This window comes from Oceanobacillus jeddahensis (assembly GCF_000750635.1).
Classification (GTDB): domain Bacteria; phylum Bacillota; class Bacilli; order Bacillales; family Amphibacillaceae; genus Oceanobacillus; species Oceanobacillus jeddahense.
Window position 1 is genome coordinate 1579679 of record NZ_CCDM010000001.1, and the last position, 24692, is coordinate 1604370.

Consider the following 24692-nt stretch of genomic DNA (forward strand, 5'->3'; position numbering starts at 1 on the left):
GGTTTTCTATCAAGTTTCCGAGTAACAATGATTTTCCAGATTAGAATAGGAGGATTTAGCCATGAAAAATCAATTTTCACTTGCGCATCTAACTGTATTAGAATGTTCACCTGCAGAGATGACTTATATTGCAGCGAAAGCCGGTTATGATTTTGTGAGTTTTCGTCCAATAGGTTTAGGAACAGTAAATGAACCACAATATCCATTGGCTGAAAATAAAAAGATGTTCCATGAAACGAAAAAAGCTTTGAATGAAACAGGTCTTCAATTACTTGATATAGAGATGGTGCGTATTTATGACGAGGTAAACCTGGAAGATTACTTACCTGCTTTTGAGGTTGCAGCTGAATTAGGCGGTAAACATGTACTTACGACGATTCAAACGGATGATAGAGAATTTGCGACGGAAAAATTTGCGGAAATTTGTGAATTAGCCAAGCCTTTTGGATTAACGATCGATTTAGAGTTTATTACATGGTATAACATTTCTACACTTAAGGATGCTGGTGACATTGTACGAAGGGCGAATTGTGATAACGGAGGTATTTTAATTGATTTACTGCACTTTGACCGCTCCAATGTAAAACTTGAGGAACTTGATTCTCTACCTGAAGAATGGTTTCATTATGCACATGTATGTGACGCACCAAAAGAAGTATCTGGAACTACAGAGGGATTAATATATACGGCGAGAGAAGACCGCTTATACCCAGGTGAAGGGGGCATTGATATGAAGCCTATTTTAAATCGATTACCCAAAATCCCTTATTCATTAGAAATTCCTAATGCGAAGAGGGCCCAGGAATATGGTTATGAAAAATTTGCCCGCTATTGTCTTGAAAATGCAAAAAGTCACTTGAGTACAGTTAAAAATTGATATAATAATAGAAGTGCCTTATCGTGGTTTTTAAATGAAAAATCCGTAATCATGTGAAAAATGATTACGGATTTTTTTCTCCTGGCATAAAAGGAAGTATGATGTTATTTATTAATCGTTTTTTCCGCTAAAGCAACAACTTCTTCTGCCGTACTTAAAGATAAGAATTGATCTTTAAGGCTTGCAAGTTCTTTTTTGTTCAGCCCAAGAATTTGTGTTCTTGCTGGTAAGATAGAAGTTGCACTCATGCTGAATTCATCTAGTCCGAGAGCAAGAAGTAGTGGAATAGCTGTAGAATCTCCAGCCATTTCTCCACACATACCAGCCCATTTGCCTTCTGCATGAGCAGCTTCAATCACATTATTTACTAGGTTCAAGATTGCAGGGTGGTATGGTTGATACAGATATGAAACCTGCTCGTTCATACGGTCTGCAGCCATGGTGTATTGAATCAAATCATTTGTTCCGATGCTGAAGAAATCAACTTCTTTTGCAAATTGTTTTGCAATCACTGCAGTAGACGGGATTTCTACCATGATTCCAACTTCGATACTTTCCGAAACTTCAACGCCATCATTTTGAAGATTGTCTTTTTCTTCTAATAGCAATGCTTTTGCTTGGCGGAATTCTTCTAATGTTGCAATCATCGGGAACATGATTTTTAAATTACCGTATGCACTTGCACGTAACAAAGCACGGAGCTGTGGACGGAATACATGCTCATTTTCCAGACAGAAACGGATAGCGCGGAATCCTAAGAATGGATTCAATTCATGCGGCATATCTAAGTAACTGATTTCTTTATCGCCGCCGACATCGAGTGTTCTAACAACGACAGGCTTGTCCCCCATTTTTTCCAATACCGATTTATATGCTTCAAACTGAACATCTTCTGAAGGCAATTCAGAGTTCCCCATATAAAGGAATTCTGTACGATAAAGGCCAACGCCCTCGCCGCCATTATTAAGAACTCCTTCCACATCGTTAGGTGTACCAATGTTAGCAGCCAGCTCCACTTGTTCGCCATCAGCAGAGAAAGTAGGTTCATCTTTTAATTTTGCCCATTCTGCCTGTTGTCTGGCGAAAGCAGCTTGTTTCTCTTCATATACTTTAATTTCTTCATCTGTCGGATTAATGATAACTGTACCTTCAATTCCATCAACGATAATTTGATCGTCTTTTTTCACTGCACCGGTAATTTCTTTTGTACCTACAACAGCAGGGATTTCTAAGGAACGGGCCATGATTGCAGAGTGGGATGTTCTGCCGCCAATGTCCGTTGCAAACCCTTTTACAAATTCGCGGTTTAACTGAGCAGTATCAGAAGGCGTTAAATCCTTAGCAATAACAATTACCTGCTCATCAATTAAAGCTGGGTCCGGGAACGTAACTTGAAGCAGGTGGGACATTACGCGTTTTGTAACATCCTGAATATCCGCTGCACGTTCACGCATGTATTCATTATCCATGCCTTTAAACATCTGGATAAACATTGTAGCAACTTCATCTAAAGCAGCTTCCGCGTTAACTTTATCATCATTGATTTTATCTTTTATCGGAGTAATAAGCTCTGGGTCCCCTAATACAAGCAGGTGCGCAGAGAAGATTTCTGCATGCTCTTCTCCAAGTTCTTTTAATGTATGTTCTTTGATTTTTTCCAGCTCTTGTCTGGAAATTTCTAGTGCGCTTTCAAGACGCTCAACCTCTGTTTCTGGATTATCAATTGATGTCTTGTCAAAGTTTAACTCAGGTTCTTTCAGTTCATATACTTTAGCAATGGCAATACCACTAGATGCAGCAATTCCATTCATTTTCTTCATCATAGAGCATCCTTTCTTTAATAAAGCTATTGTGATAATTATAACATATCTATACTAAATTAGCGTGTGTCAATGTGCAAGTCTAAAAGGCTATGTTAAAGTCAACATAAAAGGGATTAATTTACATTTTCTTTTAACCAATCACCGATAAATGCAAATACTTCTTCCCGGCAGGTATCATTTAACAGCTCATGCTTGCCTCCCTCGTAAACTTGAACAAGAATATTTTCAAGCCCGCTTTTTTGAAAAAGGTAAGCAGTTTTCCAAACTCCCTTACCATATTGACCAATCGGATCCTCATTCCCGCTGATAAGGAGAAGAGGGAGATTTTTACGTATGTTTTGATTAAGGCTTTGCTTTCTCGTCTGATAGATACCTTCCAATAAATCATAAAAGAAACGGGCTGTCGGAATAAAACCGGTATAGGAGTCTTCCTCATAGGCGTCTGCATATGCTTTCTCTCTTGTAAGCCATTCATGTTTATAATGTTTATCTTGTTTCATACTGTTCCCTAAAACGAGCTGATTCATGAATGGGGAGTTTTTCTTTGGCGGCAAGAAGGAAGCGATCGTTTTTCCTGCTATGGAGAGAACCCTGGAATAATGTCCTGTACCAGTTAATATTAATCCATCGATTTCGGTACTATCATGTTGAATGAAGTTTCGCATTAAAAAAGACCCCATGCTATGTCCCAAGAAGTAATAGGGGAGGCGCGGGAAAGCTTTTTTTCCGTATTGCATAATTTCATACAAATCTGTAACTACCCGCTGAAAACCGTTTTTCTCTGTGAAGTAGCCCTGTATACCTAAATCACCGGTTTTACCATGACCGCGATGATCATTACCAATAACGATAAATCCTAAAGAAGTACAATAAGAAGCGAAATCATGATAACGTTCAATATGTTCCACCATTCCATGAGCAATCTGCAGGATGCCGACTGGTCTTCTTTCGGGCAGCCATTGTTTGATATAAATGCTGGTACCATCAGAAACTGTCAGCCAATTTGTTTTTATCTCCATTTTTCCTCCCCTTTCTTTCATTACAAGAGCCTGCTATATTTATTATACGTTGCATACAGGCTTTTGGACAAACTCAAAAAAAGGAGTATTTCACAAATCAATCTTGCGCAATAAAATCAAAGTATGATAAAGTAAGAGTTAGGGATTGTCGGAACATAGGAGGAGTATGAAGACATGTTGTTAACTGTGGTTAATATTATATTAGTAATTGACGTTATTGTTATGATTGCACTAGTGTTATTGCAGTCTGGAAAAAGCGCTGGCCTTTCTGGAGCGATTTCCGGTGGTGCAGAACAGTTATTTGGAAAACAGAAAGCACGCGGAATTGACCTGGTGCTTCATCGTATGACAATTGTTACAGCGGTGCTTTTCTTTTTATTAGCTTTCTTGGCAGCGTACGTATTACAATAAATGATATTCCTTATCACGGTTGTGTGGTAAGGTTTTTTTATTTTCGCTTTTAACAATACAGGGTATACTAGAAATGGACTAACCAAAAAATGGTTTATCGCAACTTTACTAACAATAGGTTTTCTACACTTGTGAATGTAGAATTTTAAGTGAGGGACCATTTTTAGTATGAGAGAAAGTTCAAAAAGTCCAATAAAAATGTCAACGGGGCGAGTAATCGTAACCCAAACGGAATGTAGTTTATTTAAGAGAAGATGAAGGGAATGGATAATTGTGAAAATAAAGTTACCACAGCCGTTTACATTTGAAGCAGGAGAACGTGCTGTATTATTATTACATGGATTTACCGGACACTCTGCAGATGTCCGGATGCTTGGGCGATTTTTAGAAAAGAAAGGCTACACGAGTCATGCGCCAATTTATCGTGGGCACGGTCTGCCACCAGAAGAATTAATTAAAAGTAATCCAGATCAGTGGTGGGCCGATGTAAAAGCGGCATTTGATCATCTGAAGGAGTTAGGATATCAAGAAATTGCTGTTGCCGGTCTTTCTCTTGGAGGCGTATTAGGTTTAAAACTTGCATATTCGGAGAAAATTAAAGGTATGGTAACGATGTGTGCCCCAATGTTTTTTGATAATGAGGAAAAATTAACCAAAGGATTCCGGGAATTCTCCAAAGAGTTTAAACAGCTGGAGCAAAAGGATGAAGCGGTGATTAAAGAAGAACTCGATACCATCATGGATCAATCCAAAAATCTCTTTGAAGGTGTCAGAGATACAGTAAATGAAGTGAAATCTAATATTGATATGATTTATACACCAACCTTTGTGGTACAGGCAGAGAAAGATGAAATGATCAATCCAGACAGCGCAAATTATATCTATGATAATGTAGAATCTACACAAAAGGATATGAAATGGTACGCCAATTCAGGACATGTGATTACAATGGATAAAGAAAAAGATCAGCTTCACGAGGATATCTACAGGTTTTTAGAAAGTTTAGATTGGGAAGTATAGAATAGAGAGCAAGAAAGATGAATAGAAAGAAGGTGAAATAATGAAAGAACGTATTTTAACGTACATTAAAGAAAATAGTACGAAGCCCTTATCTGTCCAAGAGTTAGAAGAGGGATTGGCTTTAGAAGAAGCATCAGAATTTAAGGAGCTCGTTATTGCCCTGAATGAATTGGAATTAGAAGGGGAGCTTGTCCGTACCAGGAAAAATCGGTTTGGATTACCGGATAAAATGAATTTAATTAAAGGAACGATTCAAATGCATGCGAAAGGCTTTGCTTTTCTTATTCCGGAAGATGAAGATCAAACAGATGTATATATTCATGCCAATGATATGGCATCTGCAATGAATAAGGACAAAGTACTTGTGCGTCTGGAAAAGAAAGATTCAGAAGACGCTCGCCCGGAAGGAAAGGTTATCCGTATTTTAGAGCGTGCAGTCGTTACAGTGGTCGGCACATTTGAAGATAATCGTTCTTTTGGATTTGTTATCGCGGATGATAAGCGGATTCCGAATGATATTTTTATTTCTAAAGGAAGTACACATGGAGCAATTGACGGCCATAAAGTACTTGCACGTATTACCAAATATCCAGAGGGAAGAAAAAGTGCAGAGGGAGAAATTATCCAAATTCTAGGTCATAAAAATGATCCGGGAATTGATATTCTTTCCATTATTTATAAGCATGGCATCCCGATTGATTTTCCAGAAGAGGTTATCGAGCAGGCAAATACCGTCCCGGAAGAAATTAATCCGGATGATATTCACGGAAGAAAGGATTTGCGGGAAGAGGTTGTTGTGACGATTGATGGCGCAGATGCCAAAGACCTGGATGATGCAGTAAGTGTAAAACGTCTGGATAATGGAAATTATCAGCTCGGCGTTTATATTGCGGATGTCAGCCATTATGTAAATGAGGGCACGCCGCTGGATAAAGAGGCATTTGAACGTGGAACGAGTGTTTATTTAGTCGATCGTGTGATACCGATGATTCCGCATCGACTATCAAACGGAATATGTTCCCTTAATCCACATGTGGACAGATTAACACTTGGCTGTCAAATGGAGATTGATGCGAGTGGACAAGTCGTTCACCATGAAATTTTCCAAAGTGTGATCAATTCAAATGAGCGAATGACTTATTCTGATGTGAATAAGATTTTGGTGGACAAAGATGAAGAACTGCGAAAAAAATATGAACCGCTTGTTCCAATGTTTGAGAATATGGAAAAGCTCGCGGCAATTTTACGTAAGAAACGATTTGGACGCGGTGCCATTGATTTTGATTTCAAAGAAGCAAAAGTACTTGTCGATGAAAAAGGACATCCGACTGATGTTGTCATTCGAGAACGCTCTGTCGGAGAAAAATTAATTGAAGAATTTATGCTTGCAGCGAATGAAACAATTGCCGAACATTTCCATTGGATGGATGTACCGTTTATCCACCGTATCCATGAGGACCCGGATGAAGGAAAGCTGGAGAAATTCTATGAATTTTTAGCTGGACTAGGTATTTCTGTAAAAGGAACGGCCAATGAAGTTCATCCACAGCAGCTGCAAAAAGTGCTGGAATCGATCAAAGATGACCCGGAGGAAATGATTGTATCCAAATTAATGCTGCGGTCGATGCAGCAGGCAAAATATTCTCCGCAAAGTGTTGGTCACTTTGGCTTGGCAACGGATTTTTATACACATTTTACGTCGCCGATCCGCCGTTATCCAGATTTAATTGTGCATCGTTTAATCCGCACCTATTTAATTGAAAATAAAATGGATAAGAAAACAATGATCCATTGGAAAGACCGGATGCCGGAAATTGCCCGCCATACTTCGGAAATGGAACGCCGGGCAGTCGATGCTGAACGGGATACGGATAATATGAAGAAAGCAGAATTTATGAAAGATAAAATTGGTGAAGAGTTCACTGGTATTATCAGCTCTGTAACGAATTTTGGTATGTTTGTGGAATTGGAAAATACGGTAGAAGGTCTGGTGCATGTCAGCTATCTAACCGATGACTATTATCATTATGATGAACGCAGTCAGGCGATGATTGGAGAGCGGACAGCCAAAGTATTCCGTGTCGGTGATGAGGTTGATATTAAAGTAGCTGATGTCAATCTGGAAGAATACACCGTTGATTTTGAACTGACATCCTTAGGTTCACCGCGCCGTAAAGAAAGAAAACAGAAGTCTGAAGGAAGAGTTATCCAGTCTCCCGGAAAGGCGAAAGAAAAATCAAAAAACAAGCCAAAAGGCAAAGCAAAACCAAAAAACAAGAAAAAGAATAAACCGAAACGATAGAATCTCTTCCAGGAGATTTTATCGTTTTTTTCGACCCGTGAATTGCAGCGGATTAAATGTGTGAAAGCTTTGAGGTAAGGCATGTTTTTTGGTAAAATATAATGAGGATTCATTCATGGAGAAATGGATTTCTTTATGGATGAATAAGAACTTTTCAAAGTTCGATGGAAGAGGATGATTTCAAATGCCAAAAGGAAATGGAAAAACCATTGCACAAAACAAAAAAGCTTCCCACGATTATTTTATTGAAGAAACGTATGAGGCAGGTATTGTCCTGCAGGGTACAGAAATCAAGTCTATTCGTAATGGCAGAGTGAATATTAAGGATGCCCATGCCCGAATCGACAGAAAAGGGGAAGTGCAATTAGTGAATCTGCATATCGCTGAATATGAGCAGGGAAACCGTTATAATCACGACCCGACCCGCTCAAGAAAGCTATTGCTTCACCGCAAGGAAATCGATAAATTAATTGGATTGACCCAGCAGCAGGGCTATGCATTAGTTCCATTAAAGATTTATATTAAAAATGGCTATGCGAAAGTATTGATTGGCCTTGGAAGAGGGAAGAAGAAATACGATAAGCGTGAAGATTTGAAACGGAAACAAATGAAACGGGATGTCGACCGGGCTATTAAGGATCATATGCGTTAATCTGAAACCTGCTTGACAATTCGGCATGATTTGTTATAATGTAAGATACCCTATTCGCGGTACGCTGTGAAATAAACAGTCCATACCTTGACTACAGGGTACAGTTGAATAATTAAAAGTTGCTTAATTATTCCCTGTATTTTTATGATACGGGGACGTTACGGATTCGACAGGGATAGATTGAGCTCAAGTTGCACGTCGAGGTTACGGCTCGTAAAACGTTACGCCTAAATATAACTGGCAAAGAAAACAATCAACCTGTTTTAGCAGCTGCGTAAGTAGCCTAAAACGATCCTTCCTGCCATCGCCCGTGTGGCAGATTGAAGGGTCTCAAATGAAGCGGGCTATACTGCTATCCACCGTCTGAGGATGGGCAGAAGAACTAAATCAGACTAGCTCCATGAAAGCCTGTTGGTAGGCCGACATGTGAGCGAATGATAATATACCAACTAAGCGTGTAGATACTTGAGTGGCGATATCTCTGGACGAGGGTTCGACTCCCTCCGTCTCCATAAATATGAGGGTCAGAAAGCTTGGTATAAAAGGGTTTTAAAGGGTAAGGAGTTTCGAACCTCTTTGAACTCAAGGTAAAAAGCCCCTTTTTAGTACCCAGGTAAAACATCTCTTTTGATTCATTTTTTAATGAATCAAAAGAGATGTTTTTTTGTTTAACAGCCTTTTATATAGTAGAAAAACATCAGAAAAACTCTTAAAGAAGGGATAAATCATGTTATTGGTGGTGAAAGATATGGAACGTAAAATCACGAAAATCGAAGCAGCTATGGTGTAACAACCCCTATTTTACTTATTAACGGTTACAAAGGGCTACCTAAAGGATGGCTTTTTATTTTGCAATGAAACCCTTTAACCGTTGTATATAAATGAATCGTAAAACGCAACTTCATTCAGTGGGAGTTTTAAGAGCGGTTCTTCGTGATAAAAATTAAAGCTGCGGCCTTTTCAGAAAAGTGCTTTCAATTGGAAAGGAAAAAATTCATGATATAATGACTCTTGTCTGATTTTTTTGATTTGTTATACTTATACTGAAATGGAATTAACAGTAAAGAAATATGATTTTAGTAAAGGAGATATTATTTTTAACGCTATACAGCTGATAATTTTATTTACATACAAATTTAGTGCTAAGAAAGTTTAATAAAAAGAATAAAAAGGATAGTGGAACGATGACAGACGCTTATTGTAAAAATTGTGGTTCGAAATTAAATGAAGATAGTAACTTTTGTTTGGCATGCAGTTATCACTCAGATAATGATGCAAACGAGAAAAATGAGGAGTTAGAAATAGTAGCCTCAGGCAATAATTTAAAGCATGGGATCCTGAATAGTGTATTGTTTCTTGTGTTAGCATGGGCAGCGTTCAACTATTATACTATTATGTTTGCCATGGTATTTTTAGGTGAGCGCGTTAATAATTCGATCATCAATACGATGTTTGGCGGTGCTGGATACGATGATGCATTTATTATAAGGACGCTGATTATAATACCCGCTTGTTATTTATTGGGGATTATTATCATATCCAAACTATTTAAGAAAATGGCAGCATCTAAATTATTTGTTAAAATTACCTTTCTTACATGCCTTATTTTAATTGTTGTATTTGCATTCCAGATGGTACATACAGCTGTTGTCTATTTTATTAGTGACAAAGCGATAGAAATGGTATATCCGCATAATATCGATTCCGTCCCTGACGAAGTAATGTTTGAGATTAGTCAATCTGTATTGAGATGGAAGCTATTCGTTTTACTGGCAAATATTTTAGCTGCGGGCGGCTTTGTGGCACTGATGCTGAAAAGATATTTTAAAAAACAGTCACTGACATTGAAAAAAGGATTAAAAACCTTACTGACTCAGCCTAAGCATTTTGATTTTATCAGTATGTTTAAGCAGTTATCCTGATCTTTCCAAGTATAAAAGCACTTCTTAGAGCCCGTTTTAATACGGTTGAAAGAGGGTGCTTTTTACTGTGTAAAACAGTATACTGTATAAAAAAGGCGAATTACATTTTACATGCAGAAGGGGAGATGTATTTTGAAAGTGAGATTAAGTTCTTATAATTCTGAATGGGTAACGGCGTACCAACAGGAATGTGAACGGCTGCATCAAATATTTGGCGATCTTATCATTGATTTTGAACACTTTGGAAGCACTTCTGTTGTTAATATGAAAGCCAAGCCTGTCATTGATATGATGGTTATTGTTAAAAACATTGAAGAAGTTGATACATTTAATCTGTATTTAAAAGAATTAGACTATGATACAGCAGGAGAATGGGGCATTAAAGGAAGAAGGTTATTACGAAAAGGGGGAGAGAATAGAACGCATCATATTCATATTTATCAAGAGGGAAATATGGAGATCGACAGACATTTGATAGTCAGAGATTATTTAAGGGTACATACAGAGGAAGCTATGAAATACAGTGAATGTAAAGAACAGTTAGCAATGAAGTTTCAGGATACCAAAGAATACAGTAAGGCAAAAAGGAGTTATGTGAGTGAATTGGAGCAGAGAGCTATGGAATGGCACAAAAAAGAGAGCAGGTAAATAGAGATCCGGTGAATGGTCTCCTTAATAGAGGGATAAATCATCAACATATTTATCCATTAAAGAACCACTCCATCATAGTATACCGATTTAATTAAAAATCCCCCTATTGACAATATTGTCAACAGGGGAAGATTCCTATTTTAATAGGGATGCTGTAACTAGATGTCTTGTAGCATCCCTGATAATACGGTATTTTTATTTTCTAAATTAATCCAAATTCTCCACAGCGTAATCTGCTTCTTCCTGTGTAAATTGTCCGCCGTAATCTGAACTCAGCTGATCTCTGATTGCTTCATGTGACATGTCCATTGTTTCCTGATAACTCTTGGCTGACTCCAGTGCGTTCGCATTCCAATCAGCTTGTATATTGTCTATCGCATATTGTGCTTCTTCAGTAGTGAATTGACCGCCATATTCAGAAATCAACTGATCGTATATCCCCGCTTTGGACATATGCATCAAATCACTGTACGATTCTGCTGAACTTAGTGCATTTTGATTCCAATCAGCTTCCATATTATCAATGGCATATTGAGCGGCTTCTTCAGGGAATTGGTCGCCATATTCAGAAGTTAACTGATCGAAAATTCCTGCTTTAGACATATCCATTAAATCGGAATAGCTTTCTGCTGAATTTAATGCGGATATGTATTCGGTCGGAACATCGTCTTCTGTATTTTGTTCTTCTACTTCTTCCACTTCTTCTGAATCTTCATCAGCTCCATCATCAGCGCTTTCTTCCGAATCGTTTGAAGTGTTTGCTGTCTCTGTTTGTTCAGAGTCCGTATCATCTTCTGCTTCAGTGCTTTCTTCCGCATCGTCTGAAGCATCTGCTTCCTCTGTCTCTTCTGGTTCTTCATTTTCTTCTTCGTCTTTACTATCCTCTGTTGAATCATCTTCTTCGGACTGGTCAGCGGAGTCGTCATTGTCATTTTCATTTTCTGCTTGAACAGATTCTACTTCATTATCTGCAGCTGTATCGTCTTCATCCATGTTAGCACCAACTGCTCCGATAACTAAAACAACGATAACCCAAAACCACCACTTTTTAAAAATAGGTTTTTTTACTTTTTCCTCCATAAATAAACTCCCCTTTTATAATTAAAATTTACTAGTAATATACTTAGCATAATCATAATTATTTAGAAAGTCTAGATAGATTTAGAAAAACATAGAAATTTTTTCAAACATTTTAATTAAGGTAGAGATATGTATTAATTCATCCAGGTAATTAGTGTCTGCTTTTTTATACGATAGGAAAGTATAAGAAAAACCGGACACAAACTGTTCAAAAAATCAATACAATTCAAAAAAAGAATATGCTACACTAACAGTAGAAGGAATTACTTCTTAATAGCTTCATAAGAGGCAGCTATATATTTTTTAAATATAATTGTGAATTTATTCACATAATAATTTTTAATAGTTCATGTGATTTATTTCACAAATGGAGGGGTGTACCATGAAAAGAAAGCTTGTAATGATTGGGAATGGAATGGCTGGAGTCAGGTGCATAGAGGAAATTTTAAAAAGAGATAGGGAAACATTTGAAATTACGATTATAGGTGAGGAGCATTATCCAAATTATAATCGGATAATGCTTTCACATGTTTTACAGGGGAAAACAGAGGTCGATGAAATAAACATGAATGATTGGGAATGGTATAAGGAAAATGACATTACCTTGTTTACCGGTGAAAAAGTAACGGAAATGATACCGGAAAAGAAACGCATTAAGACAGAAAAGGACAGTGTTATCCCTTATGATGAATTAATTATAGCGACAGGTTCCAGTGCATTTATTTTACCTGTTCCGGGAAGTGAACTGGAGGGTGTCGTCGGCTTTAGAAATATTCAGGACACAGAATATATGATAGATACATCAAAACAATATAAAAAAGCAGTTGTGATTGGTGGCGGATTGCTTGGTTTAGAGGCAGCCAGAGGGTTGATGGATCGAGGGATGCAAGTTCAGGTTGTCCACCTGATGCCGAGACTGATGGAGCAGCAGCTGGATAATTCTGCAGCTAAGATGCTCAAGAAGGATTTAGAATCACAGGGAATGGAATTTTTAATGGAGAAGCAGACAACTGAAATATATGGAGAAGATCGTGTAGAAGGAATTACATTTTCAGACGGTTCTTCTGTAGAGTGTGATCTGGTTGTGATGGCGGTAGGAATCAGATCGAATGCCGCATTAGCAAAACAGGCTGGACTGGATGTCAATCGCGGGATTGTTGTTAATGATCAAATGCAGACTTCCGCCTCTTCTATTTATGCAGTAGGTGAATGTGCAGAGCATAATGGCATTACCTATGGGCTGGTTGAACCTCTTTACGAGCAGGGAGTTGAACTTGCGAAATACCTGACGGGAGAAAAAGCAGCTGGTTATCATGGCAGTGTTTTATCTACGCAGTTAAAGGTGGCAGGTTGTGATTTATTCTCAGGAGGAAAAATGGAAGAGGACGAAAATACGGATGCAATTATCGTTCAGGATCAGTTTTCCGGTGTATATAAGAAAGTCCTGGTTTCCGATAACAAAGTAGTCGGTGTCGTGCTTTATGGTGATGCTTCAGATGGAACACGGCTATTCAGTATGCTGAAGAAGGAAACAGATATCAGTGAATTCACAAGTGCGGCGGTGCTGCAAAAAGCAGGAGAGGATGCCGTCGATGAGATGATTGCTGATATGAGTCCGGATGAGACAGTCTGTGGCTGTAATGGCGTCACAAAAGGGACGATTGTTCAGGCTATTTTAGAACAGGATTTAAAATCATTTGAGGAAGTAAAGACCTGTACCAAGGCTGGTGCTTCATGCGGGAAATGTAAGGGAATAGTTGAGGGGATTTTATCGCATACGCTGGGAGACAGCTTTGATCCGGCTGCGGTGAAAACTGGAATGTGTGGATGTACAACATTAACACGGGATGAAGTCGTTGAGGAGATTAAAAAGAAGGGCTTGCAATCTCCGAAAGAAGTACGTAATGTACTTGGATTTGCAAATGAAGAAGGCTGTCATGTCTGCCGCCCGGCGCTCAATTATTATATGCGAATGATCAGACCGGAAGAATATGAAGATGATAAAGCTTCCCGCTTTGTTAATGAACGGATGAATGGAAATATTCAAAATAACGGTACATTCTCTGTAGTCCCGCGGATGTATGGAGGGACCACAACGGGTGATGATTTGATCCGGCTTGGAGAAGTTGCGAATAAATATAATGTTCCGTTAGTAAAAATCACTGGTGCGAGCCGTGTTGGTTTATACGGTGTGAAAAAAGAAGATGTGCCGCAAGTATGGGAAGACTTAGGAATGCGTTCGGGATATGCTTACTCTAAATCATTACGAAATGTTAAATCCTGTGTCGGTGCTCAGTTTTGCCGCTTTGGAACGCAAGACTCTTTAGGGCTCGGTATCCGTCTCGAAAAAGAGCTGGAAATGGTTGATACGCCGCATAAGATGAAAATAGGTGTATCAGGCTGTCCTCGTAATTGTGCAGAAGCACTAACCAAAGATTTCGGTGTTGTCTGTGTTGAAAATGGATTTCAACTTTACTTTGGAGGAAATGGCGGAACAGAAGTCCGTGAATGTGATTCCTTTACAACGGTGAAGACGGAAGAAGAAGTCATTATGATGGCAACAGCTTATATGCAATATTATCGGGAAACAGGTATTTATAATGAGAGAACTGCGCCGTGGGTTGACCGGATTGGCGCGGAGAATATCAAATTAGTGCTTTTAAATGAAAAACAGAATGCAGAATTGGTCGAACGTTTTCATCATGCAAAAAATACGTATAATGAAGCGTGGAGCAGCACCCTTAAAAATTTAGAAGAAAAAGAAATGTATGAAATTGTGAAGAAGTGAACAATTAGTGAGATATAAATAGAATTCTTTTTAGAAAGGGAGGTTTTTATCATGGAAGCAAATAAAGAAAGAATAAAAATTATTAAATTGGAAGACTTACCAAAGCAAATTGGAAAAGAAGTCCATGTAAACGGAACGTCTATTGCTCTTTTTCACTTGAGCAATGGAGACGTTCAGGCGATCGGAAGCAGATGCCCGCACGCTGGAGGGCCTTTAGCGGAAGGAATTGTCTCTGGAGAATTTGTTTTTTGCCCGCTCCATAACCGGAAAATTTCACTGGTCACTGGAGAAGTACAAAAACCGGATGATGGTTGTGTAACAACGTATGAAACAGAAGTTATCGATGGTTATGTACACATCACGGTGTAGCTTATGGAAACGCAAAAAGGTTTTGTCTCATTTGTCGGTGCTGGCCCTGGAGATACAGGGCTGGTGACGAAAAAAGGGCTGCAATGTTTAAAAGAAGCGGATGTTATTTTATATGATCGTCTTGCTAATCCGAGATTGCTGCGTTATGCGAAAGAAACCTGTCACTTTATTTATTGCGGTAAACTGCCAGAGAGACATACGATGCGGCAGGAGAAGATAAATAAACTGCTTGTGCAATTTGCCGGTAAGGGCTGTTATGTCGTCCGTTTAAAAGGAGGCGATCCTTCTGTTTTTGGAAGAGTTGGTGAGGAAGCGGAAGAGCTTGCAGCAAATCATATTGCATTTGATATTACTCCGGGTGTCACCTCCAGCGTTGCAGCAGCGGCCTATGCCGGAATTCCCGTTACGCATCGTGATTACAGCACCAGCTTGACACTCAGAACAGGACATACTTGTGAAAATAATGCTAATTTGCATGATGATGGACAGTTTTTGGGAGATACAATTGCTTATTATATGGGGATGAAAAAAATGCTGGTTAATTGCAGAGAATTAATTAATCAGGGGAAACCAGCGGATACCAAAGTGGCTATCATCCAATGGGGTACTTTAGGGAAACAAAAAGTAGCGGAAGGAACATTGGAGACGATTCAAGCCACGATTGAAAATGGGCGTATTCAAAGCCCGGCGATGATGATTGTCGGCGAGGTTGTGGGACTTAGAGAGAAGCTTAGCTGGTTTGATAAGAAAAAGTTTAGCGGAAGAAAAATGCTTATTGCTAAAGCGTCTGGAAGTCCGTTTACTTTGGAAGAGTACTTTACAGAACATGGAGCAGAAGCTTATTCTTTTCCAGTTCTTAAACAAAAGGTTTATTCGTTTACAAAAGAAGCATTAAAAACAATCATCCAAGGAGATCGGCTTGTTTTTACAGATTCAGCAAGTGTCGATATTCTTTTTCATCAATTCAGTCAAGCGCAATATGATATTCGTGATCTGCCGCGCAGCATAAAATATCAGACGGAAAAGACAAGAAAAGCATTAGCTGCGAGAGGAATTACAGCAACGAAAGCACAAAATGTTGATGTCTCCTCCATCGTGATTGGCTCAAAAATAGATCTAAATCATGCAAAAGAATCCTATTGTACGCATGAATGGCAGGTTGATGAACGTTTTGATGAAATTAATGCACGAATGCTGGCTGAAGATGATTGGGAAACGGTTATTTTTCCAAATAAAGCAGCGGTGATAAGCTTTACAAATGAGATAAAAAAGCTTGGGATGCAGCATTTATTGGATATTAAGTTTGCATACATGGGAGAGTCTGTGAAGGAATATGCGGTGAAGCAAGGTTTCTGTACAGTTGATGAAGCAGTTCAGTCGGAATTGAAACGAATGGAATTGGAGGGATGAACATGTTTGATGCAGTGATTTACATCGGTCATGGAAGTCGTCGGGAAGAAGGAAATGCACAATTTAAGAGATTTATAGAATCGGTTATGGAGGAAGTTGCTTGCCCAAAGCAGGAAATCGCATTTTTGGAATTAACCAATCCAACCATTGCGGAAGCTCTTGAAAACTTAATAGCCCAGGGAGCAAAACGATTTTTAATTGTTCCTGTCCTTCTTTTTTCAGCACTTCACCATAAATTGGATATTCCGGAAGAATTACGTGCTGTGCAAAAGAAATATCCTTTTATTTCGTTTAAAATGACAGAACCTTTTGGGACACATCCATATATGGTGGACCTCGTAGTGAAACGTATTCAAGCTGAAAAGCATGAAAAAAATACAGCGATTTTGCTTGTTGGCAGAGGAAGCAGCCATCTCAGCCCTATTCAGGAATTGCAACAAATTGGAAAACAAGTGGAACGGAAATTAGATATTCCTGTGTATTCCGCTTTTTTGAAGCTTGGTAAACCTAGTCTGGAGGAAGCAATGGCATTCCTTCCCTACCGATACAAAAAAGTCTATGTCATGCCATATTTGTTATTTACAGGTTTGCTGCTTGAAAAAATAAAAGAGACAGTTTTCTCCTCCAAGGATACGTTTGCTATCTGTCCAAATTTAGAATTTGATGCGCTGATGAAAAAAGCGTTAATTAAACGAATAGAGGAAGCTTGTGATGGAGAAGCTGTATCCGGTAATGATAAAGCTAAGCGGGAAAACAGCTTTGCGTAAAGCAAAAGGACTGATAGAAGCGGGGGGGTGAAATGACAGTGATCCATTCAGGGGTTTGAGAGAAGCTATTTAAAATGCATGATCGTGTGTGGAAGCAGAAAAAATTTGAAGCAAAAATATAAGGGGAGCACATCTCATATTTGCGGCAACGGATAATGAAGCGGTCAATACGTATGCTTGTCAATTTGCAGCAGATAATCAATAGGTCCATGATACGAGTCAGAATGAACAATCTAACTTACAAGACTCAGATAGGGAGAATTGACTGTGGAGCTTTCCGTCTCAGACGATAGCCAGTACTCACTAAAGAGTTGAAAGAGGAACTGGAATAACAGGATTGAAGCCAACCTGAGAATGCAATAGAACGTTATGCAAAGAGGAGGAATAAAAAATGATGGAGACCATAACTACTTTCAGTAACGCAGCTGTTTCCAAGGTGAAACAATTAAATCATAGTAAAAGCAAGTATCTCATCATGACGATGCTGGCAGGATTTTTTGTCGGTCTTGGAATCATATTAATTTTTACTATCGGCGGAACGCTTGCTCCAACAGAGTTTGCTGGAACATCGATTGTGATGGGTGTTTCCTTTGGAATCGCTTTGAGTCTGGTCATTATGGCTGGTTCTGATTTGTTTACGGGGAATAATATGATTATGACGATTGGCTTTTTAACAAAAAAAACAAGGGTTTTAGACGTGTTGCGGATATGGGGGTTCAGTTATTTTGGTAACTTTGCCGGGGCTATTGTTGTAGCTGGATTATTCTTTTATTCCGGACTGGCTACGGGAGGAACGGCAGATTTTATTATTTCTTCTGCAAGCTCCAAGATGAACGGACCATTTATGGAGCTTTTTGTTCGTGGTATCCTGTGTAATATTCTAGTCTGTCTGGCAGTCTGGTGCTCTGTTAAGCTAAAGGATGAAACGGCGAAGCTCATTATAATTTTCTGGTGTTTATTTGCTTTTATCACATCTGGATTTGAACATAGTGTGGCAAACATGACCTTGTTGTCAACTGCTTTAATGATTCCGCATCCGGAAACCATCTCTTTTGCAGGTCTTGCTGCAAACTTAATCCCGGTATCACTGGGAAATATTGTCGGTGGAGCAGTTTTCATTGGAGCAGCATATTGGTATGGAATAACGGAGAAAACATCCAAATTACATTCAACTGCAGATAAGAAATATAAGAAGGAAGCGTAGATGGCAGGAAAAGGTGCGGAGCTCTATTTAAGGTAAGCGTCGTACCTTTTGTCACGGAGAAGCGCCCGTAAAACTCCCGCCACAAAATAAAGAGAGAAAATAAATTTATTTAGGCGGGAGATAACGGGCGCTAACTCCCTGAATCACTAAGGCTAATTCAGTGGGAGAATGAAGGAAGCAGACTAAGTTCGCGACGTCCTGGGACTGGGACTGCGATTACTCGTCCCATCGAAGAGCTTTTGCGATTACTCGTCCCATCGTAAAGAGTTGTGCGTCGAAAACTCCCACTGAATGAAGTTTCGTTTTATATATGAAATTTTTCCTGAAGTTATGATCATAGCAGGAGTTATCTCATAGATGTAGAAATAATTTAAAGAGAGGACATAAGCAACGGGTTTGAATACCTACTAAAAAAAGGGGAGATAACAATGAGCAAAGAACAGAAAGTGTTGTTTAACCAGCTTTCTGCTTATCGGACTAATGTGTTGATGGCAGTAGAAGGGCTTTCGAAAGAGCAGGCAGAAATCGTACCAGCAAATTTTAATAATAATATCCGCTGGAATCTCGGACATATTTATTTGGATCAATTTCTGTGGATAGAGGTGTTGACCAAAGAAACCTCTGAGGCCACGAAGTATTTTAACCAATGGTTTGGTTTTGGAACATCACCAAAGGACTTTACTTCGGAAACACCAACCTTTGAAGCGTTGAAGAGCTTATTAAAAGAACAGCCTGATGTGATTAAAAAGCAGTATCAACATCGATTGAAAGAGGAATTTGCCCCGACTGAAATGGGAATGTATACAATCGAACAAGTTTTAATGCGGACGGTGTTTCACGAAGGAATGCATCTGCAGGCAATTATGGATATTAGAAAATGTCTTCCAAAAGAGAGGTAAACAGAAATTCAACGATAAATAAATGAATTGAATGAGAAAAACTCGGATAATTGCTCGTCTTTTACTAGCATAAGGAGATGCTGCCTTCAACGTTCCCGCAAGGACGTAGAGATCTTTGGCAAAAGCTCCTTTGGATCCGCAGTTTTTCTTTTGCTATCTATCCATAAGTATTGGTGAATAAGGTATAGACTTCAATATGATCAAGTACTCTGAATAAAGATTCACTTTTCTTTGTTCTTATTTTGATTGTTTAATATAATGTATTGAATATAATTTTTCCATATGCGGATTTCCTGTTTTAGAGAATCGCAATGTCTTTTTTGGCTCTTTTCCCCACGATTTATCACGGAGAACCGCCCGTAAAATTCCCGCCTCAAAATAAAGAGCGAAAATAAATTTATTTAGGCAGGAGATAACGGGCGCTACCTCTCACTGAATGAAGTTTCATTTTATGTTGATTTTATCAGAAATAAGTAAATTTACACATGGATAAGTGTAGTTTTTACTTATAGTCGGTAATAATCTGTTATGGTTGCTTGTGAGACATATAATTTATATTAAATGGAGCACTTACTCATTGTAAAACGTAAAAAATGTAGTATGATGATAAATAGCATAAAAAGAAAGGCAGTAGATAAATGTTGAAGGGATTAGTATTTTTTGACTTGGATGGTACATTATTAAATGAATATTCTGATGTAGGTGAAACAGAAATTAAAGCTGTGAAACAGTTGCAGGAAAATGGCTATATGCCGATTATTGCCAGTGGAAGAACCGTTATTGAAATTGAAGATATACTTGAAAAAACAGGAATTAATTCTATTATTTCCATGAATGGACAACATGGTATTTTCGATAATGAAATTATTTTTCATAAACAAATTGACAATAATATATTAATAAATTTAAAACAGATGGTTCTATCTCGTGATGAGGAGCTGGCATTTTATAATAATGAAAAAATACGTATCACCGGCCATGATGATATGGCGAAAAAGTGTTTCGAGCGTATTCGCTCAGATGTACCGCCGATTGATGGTGAAATGTACATAAAAGATCCTGTATATATGGCATTGGTATTATGCAATATTGGTGATGAAGAGTATAAAGAGGCCTTTCCAGAACTGGAATTTGTCAGAAACGGACCGTACAGTATTGATGTATTTTCGAAAGGCAGCTCTAAAGCGACAGGAATTAAAACGTTAATGGAAAAACTGCAATTACAGCAAATACCTACATATGCTTTTGGTGATGGTCTGAATGATTTGGAAATGTTTGATTTGGTTGACTATCCTGTAGCAATGGGAAATGCAGTAGAAGAATTGAAGGAAAAAGCATCATACGTTACAGAAACGAACCTGAATAATGGTATTGTTCAAGGATTACGGCATTATCATTTAATCTAGGTAAGTAATAGGGAGAATCCTTTATCATGATTGTTAAAAGCAATTGTAGATAAAGGATTTTTTACGTTAGGAAAGCGTAAGAAAAACGATTATATTTCAATACTATGAAACTTATATAAAGTGAAGCTTCCTTCAGTCGGGATTTTGGGAGCACAACTCTTTACGTTGGGACGAGTAACCGAGGCCTGGTCCCACCCAGTTATACTGTAATAAATTATTTATAGATAGGTAGTTATATAGATTATCAAAATGATGAAAGCGGTTTATAGACAAACCAAGAAATCTATTATACAATAATCATGAAATTAATATTTTATCTTTGAAATTAATTTCATCAAATGGAGAGGGATTATATGTCAAATGAAAATTTAAGTCAATTAATGCGAGTAGCAAAAAAATATTACCTATTAGATATGAAGCAGGATGAAATTGCAGCAAGTGAACAAATTTCCAAGTCAACGGTCTCCAGACTCATTAATAAGGCAAGAGAACTTGGATATGTTACGTTCAATTTAAATTTCCCATCTGTAACAGACGAAAATTTACAAAATGAGCTTCAGGAGATATTTCAACTAAAGCATATATTTGTTGCAGAATCAGATAAGACAGATGAGAGGATTACGTTTTCAAACGTATCAGATGGGCTCTCCTCTTATTTGAATGAAATTATTTCAGATGGGGAGATAGTTGGCGTTTCATGGGGGAAGACGATGACTTATATGTCAGAAAATCTTGATCCAGCTGCGAAAAAAGATGTTAAATTTGTTTTGTTAAATGGAGGTGTATCCAATCGGAATGTTTCCACATTAAGTGATCAAATGTTAATCAAATTTGCTAAAAATTATGGAGCTACATGGCATTTTTTACAGGTTCCCTCTTTTGTAGATAATTCGCATATTGCAGGAATTATTAAACAAGATTCTAAGATTAATGAAATCTTCCGTTTAATAGAAGAAACAGATACTGTTATTTATAGTGTGGGGTTTGTAAATAAAGATTCTGTACTTGTAAAAGCAGGTTATTTTACAGAAGGAGATTATGAGAATTTGCGAAAACAAGGATTTGTTGGTGATATATGCTCCAGATATATAAAAAATAATGGAGAACATGCAGAAGGAGAATTATACGATAGAGTGATAGGTATCAGTTTGGAGGAGATCAAAGAAAAGAAGAATAGTATCTGTGTTGCTATTGGTAAAGAGAAAGCAGAAGCTATTTTAGCCTCTTTAAAGGGGGGATATACCAATACATTATTTACTGATGAAATAACAGCTAAGGAAGTATTAAACCTGTATAGAAAGGAAGGAGTTTAAAAGATGAAAGCAGTTCAGATGTTTGCTGTGAAAGATTTACGCGTTAATGAAGTAGAAAAACCTGCACCTCAAGACGATGAAGTATTACTGAAAATTATGGCAGTAGGAGTCTGTGGATCTGATATTCCACGTATTAATCACAAGGGTCCACATGTATTGCCAGTAATCCCTGGTCATGAATTTGCTGGTGAAGTGATTGAAGTAGGTAAAGAGGTAACTGGTTGGGAGGTTTCTGATAGAGCAGCTGTTGCACCACTAATTCCATGTAACCAATGTGAATGGTGTGAACAAGGATTATATTCTTTATGTGAGGATTATAAATATTATGGCTCAAGAAATGATGGTGCGTTTGCAGAGTACCTAGCTGTGAAGGCTGAAAATCTATTGAAGCTAAATAAAACAACACCATTTGATTGGGGAGCAACAGTAGATCCAGCTGCAAATGCAATTCATGCATTCTTTAGAGGAGATATTGGAAAAGAAGATACATTGACAGTATTTGGAATGGGGGCTATCGGTCTCTTTGCTATTCAATATGCAAAAGCAATCGGTATTACGAAGATTATTGCTGTTGATATTAATACAGAGAAGTTAGAAACTGCTAAATCTTGTGGAGCAGACTATCTTATTAATTCAGGTAATGAGAGTGTTATTGAAAAAATAAAAGAATATACAAATGGAGATGGTACTACAGCTGTTTTAGAAATGTCTGGTGCTGCCATTGCCCAAGTACAGGCTGTACAAGTAGCTGCAAAAATGGGAAGGATCGTTTACCTTGGAATCAATAATGGTAATCTTGATATTCCAAACGATGCCATTAACAAAATTTTAAGAGGACAGCTTTCCATTATTGGCAGCTGGAATTCCTTTTCTAATCCATTTCCAGGTAAGGAATGGACAGAATCTGTTCGACTGATGGAAGAAGGTAAGTTAAATCCAGATAAATTAATTACGCATCGCTTAGAGCTTGATGATGTGCCAGAAGTATTCCGCAAAATTGATAAAGAACCATTTCATTTTAATAAAATTATGTTTTACCCGCATGGGGAGTAAGATTTTCATTTAAGGGGGGAAGAAAAAATGAATAAAAATGATTTGTTTTTAGGTGCTGATTTTGGTACCCAGGGAGTTCGTGTTGGTGTAGTCAATCGAGAGGGAAAAATAATTTCTTCTAATGAAGTCAAGTATTCGATTGACTATCCAAAATCAGGATACGCTGTTCAAGATAGTGCAGACTGGTGGAAGGGTTTTAAAAAAGCTTTAACAGTAGTTATTGGGGATTATTCAGCAGAAGAGAAAAAACGTATTAAAGCTATTTCAATTTGTGCAACCTCCTCAACAGTACTACCTGTTGACGAAACTGGGAATGCGCTTGATGAAGCAATGATGTGGATGGATATTCGTTCAAAAGAGCAGGCCAAACGAATTAATGATACAAGTCATTCTGTGTTAGGTTATTGTGGTGACGCTGTATCACCAGAATGGTTTATTCCAAAATTATTGTGGATTAAGGAAAATAATCGGGAGATTTATGAAAAAGCGGATAAAATTGTTGAGCAAATTGATTTTATCAATCATAAGTTGACAGGAAATTGGGCTGCTAGCAAAGTAAATGCAGTATGTAAATGGAATTATGTAGAGGATGAAGCATTTAATGAGGAGTATATGACCTTAATTGGCTTGGAAGACTTTCGCGATAAAATGATTACCAATGTAATACCAATGGGGGAGCAGGTTGGTAGTTTGAATAAATCATTTGCGAATGAATTTGGTTTGAACACTATTCCAGTTATTCAGGGTGGGATTGATGCACACATTGGTATGCTTGGAATGGGGGTTGTTGCTCCTGGGAAAATGGCTGCAATTATGGGTACGAGTTTTGTACAATTATTATTTACAGATAAAGATTTACCGGTTAAGGGGATATGGGGACCTTATAAGGGAGCAATGATACCAGGCTTGACGCTGTTAGAAGCTGGACAAATATCTGCAGGCTCAATTATTAAATGGTATCAAAATATTTTTAATTTACATGATGGGGAAGCATTTAACAAGATGCAGGAAGAAGCCCGAAACATACCGGTTGGTGCAGATGGGATTCGTGCACTGGACTTCTTCCAAGGTAATCGTACACCCTACAAGGATAATTATGCAACAGGCTCATTTCATGGTTTAACCTTGAATCATAGCAGGGCGCATTTGCATCGTGCAATTATGGAAGCGGTTGCTTTTGGATTTAAAAATATTATTGAAAACTTTGAGCAAAGTGGTGTCCCAATTAATAAGGTGGTTGGAACTGGAGGAGTGACACAAGATAAAGTTTGGATGCAAATTATTGCTGATGCAACAGGAAAAGAATTTACAATCAATGAAAATACAAATTATGGAACCATTCTAGGGTGTGCTGTTTTAGGAGCAGTAGGTAGTGAATCGTATAACTCTTTAGAAGAGGCAGCTGACAACATGGTTCATGAAAAAGAAACAGTATATCCAGATAGCGAAAATACGAAAGCCTATGTTGAACCATTTAAGGAATATTTAGAGCTTTATAAAGCTCTAAAAATATCCTAGGAAAAGGTCGTGTAGTAGGATGATGGATGATATAGGTACAGTAGTTATAAACGGACTATACTAGTTATGTTAGTTATACTGGGAAACTATTATTCAATTCATTAAAAAGAAATGCCATCAAATAATGATAAAAAAGGAACTGGCTGTTTATAAAGAGGTTGTTAATAATCAAGGGTGTATCAAATTAAACGTTAAACTTGAAAGACAA

At 38.0% G+C, this 24692-nt stretch carries 20 protein-coding genes and 1 other RNA gene; 18 read left to right on the top strand and 3 right to left on the bottom strand.

Annotated elements, in window-relative coordinates; genetic code table 11:
• The first annotated feature begins 61 nt into the window (after positions 1–61).
• Positions 62–877, top strand: coding sequence for a sugar phosphate isomerase/epimerase family protein (locus BN986_RS06935; RefSeq protein ID WP_040978926.1), 816 nt, complete (start codon positions 62–64; stop codon positions 875–877).
• Positions 878–981: 104 nt separating this feature from the next.
• Here BN986_RS06935 and ptsP read toward each other — a convergent pair whose 3' ends face one another.
• Together ptsP and BN986_RS06945 are read right to left on the bottom strand one after the other, a co-directional pair.
• On the bottom strand, positions 982–2697 hold the full coding sequence (gene ptsP, locus BN986_RS06940; RefSeq protein ID WP_040978927.1) for a phosphoenolpyruvate--protein phosphotransferase: 1716 nt from the start codon (positions 2695–2697) through the stop codon (positions 982–984).
• Positions 2698–2813: 116 nt separating this feature from the next.
• Entirely contained in the window at positions 2814–3719 is a 906-nt protein-coding gene (locus tag BN986_RS06945) for an alpha/beta fold hydrolase (protein WP_040979250.1), read from the bottom strand.
• Positions 3720–3893: 174 nt separating this feature from the next.
• On the opposite strand from BN986_RS06945, the gene secG reads away from it, so the two are divergent.
• The 7 genes from secG to BN986_RS06975 all read left to right on the top strand — a co-directional run bounded on the left by secG (position 3894) and on the right by BN986_RS06975 (position 10674).
• Positions 3894–4130: a preprotein translocase subunit SecG gene (secG, locus tag BN986_RS06950; RefSeq protein WP_379556138.1), complete on the top strand. Its 237-nt coding sequence runs from the start codon at positions 3894–3896 to the stop codon at positions 4128–4130.
• A gap of 273 nt (positions 4131–4403) precedes the next feature.
• On the top strand, positions 4404–5150 hold the full coding sequence (locus tag BN986_RS06955; RefSeq protein WP_040978928.1) for an alpha/beta hydrolase: 747 nt from the start codon (positions 4404–4406) through the stop codon (positions 5148–5150).
• Positions 5151–5190: 40 nt separating this feature from the next.
• Positions 5191–7452, top strand: a complete 2262-nt coding sequence (gene rnr, locus BN986_RS06960; protein ID WP_040978929.1) for a ribonuclease R — start codon at positions 5191–5193, stop codon at positions 7450–7452.
• 184 nt (positions 7453–7636) lie between these two features.
• On the top strand, positions 7637–8104 hold the full coding sequence (gene smpB / locus BN986_RS06965; protein WP_040978930.1) for an SsrA-binding protein SmpB: 468 nt from the start codon (positions 7637–7639) through the stop codon (positions 8102–8104).
• Between the two features lie 151 nt (positions 8105–8255).
• Positions 8256–8619, top strand: a transfer-messenger RNA (tmRNA) gene (gene ssrA, locus BN986_RS26105).
• Positions 8620–9288: 669 nt separating this feature from the next.
• A complete protein-coding gene (locus BN986_RS06970) occupies positions 9289–10026 on the top strand; it encodes a zinc ribbon domain-containing protein (RefSeq protein ID WP_040978931.1) in 738 nt (245 codons plus the stop codon).
• A gap of 132 nt (positions 10027–10158) precedes the next feature.
• Positions 10159–10674 carry a GrpB family protein gene (locus BN986_RS06975; protein ID WP_040978932.1) on the top strand — a complete coding sequence of 172 codons (516 nt, stop codon included), beginning with the start codon at positions 10159–10161 and terminating at the stop codon, positions 10672–10674.
• Between the two features lie 210 nt (positions 10675–10884).
• On the opposite strand, the gene BN986_RS06980 is transcribed toward BN986_RS06975, so the two are convergent.
• On the bottom strand, positions 10885–11757 hold the full coding sequence (locus tag BN986_RS06980) for an Ltp family lipoprotein (RefSeq protein ID WP_040978933.1): 873 nt from the start codon (positions 11755–11757) through the stop codon (positions 10885–10887).
• 382 nt (positions 11758–12139) lie between these two features.
• Here BN986_RS06980 and nirB point away from each other — a divergent pair, with 382 nt between their 5' ends.
• From nirB to BN986_RS07030, 10 genes are all read left to right on the top strand, one after another.
• Positions 12140–14545 carry a nitrite reductase large subunit NirB gene (nirB, locus tag BN986_RS06985; RefSeq protein ID WP_040978934.1) on the top strand — a complete coding sequence of 802 codons (2406 nt, stop codon included), beginning with the start codon at positions 12140–12142 and terminating at the stop codon, positions 14543–14545.
• Positions 14546–14596: 51 nt separating this feature from the next.
• A complete protein-coding gene (gene nirD / locus BN986_RS06990; protein WP_040978936.1) occupies positions 14597–14914 on the top strand; it encodes a nitrite reductase small subunit NirD in 318 nt (105 codons plus the stop codon).
• A gap of 3 nt (positions 14915–14917) precedes the next feature.
• A complete protein-coding gene (gene cobA, locus BN986_RS06995) occupies positions 14918–16324 on the top strand; it encodes a uroporphyrinogen-III C-methyltransferase (protein ID WP_040978937.1) in 1407 nt (468 codons plus the stop codon).
• Between the two features lie 2 nt (positions 16325–16326).
• Positions 16327–17091: a sirohydrochlorin chelatase gene (locus BN986_RS07000; protein ID WP_074435622.1), complete on the top strand. Its 765-nt coding sequence runs from the start codon at positions 16327–16329 to the stop codon at positions 17089–17091.
• Positions 17092–17482: 391 nt separating this feature from the next.
• Positions 17483–18295 carry a formate/nitrite transporter family protein gene (locus BN986_RS07005; RefSeq protein ID WP_040978938.1) on the top strand — a complete coding sequence of 271 codons (813 nt, stop codon included), beginning with the start codon at positions 17483–17485 and terminating at the stop codon, positions 18293–18295.
• 428 nt (positions 18296–18723) lie between these two features.
• Positions 18724–19194, top strand: coding sequence for a DinB family protein (locus tag BN986_RS07010; protein WP_040978939.1), 471 nt, complete (start codon positions 18724–18726; stop codon positions 19192–19194).
• Positions 19195–19832: 638 nt separating this feature from the next.
• Positions 19833–20600 (top strand): Cof-type HAD-IIB family hydrolase, encoded by a 768-nt coding sequence (locus tag BN986_RS07015; RefSeq protein ID WP_040978940.1) that lies wholly within the window; start codon positions 19833–19835, stop codon positions 20598–20600.
• Between the two features lie 353 nt (positions 20601–20953).
• The gene (locus BN986_RS07020) at positions 20954–21913 is read left to right on the top strand and encodes a sugar-binding transcriptional regulator (protein ID WP_040978941.1); all 960 of its coding nucleotides are present in this window, start codon (positions 20954–20956) and stop codon (positions 21911–21913) included.
• Positions 21914–21916: 3 nt separating this feature from the next.
• Positions 21917–22966: a galactitol-1-phosphate 5-dehydrogenase gene (locus tag BN986_RS07025; RefSeq protein WP_040978942.1), complete on the top strand. Its 1050-nt coding sequence runs from the start codon at positions 21917–21919 to the stop codon at positions 22964–22966.
• A 27-nt stretch (positions 22967–22993) separates the two neighbouring features.
• A complete protein-coding gene (locus tag BN986_RS07030) occupies positions 22994–24484 on the top strand; it encodes an FGGY-family carbohydrate kinase (RefSeq protein WP_040978943.1) in 1491 nt (496 codons plus the stop codon).
• The last annotated feature ends 208 nt before the right edge of the window (positions 24485–24692 follow it).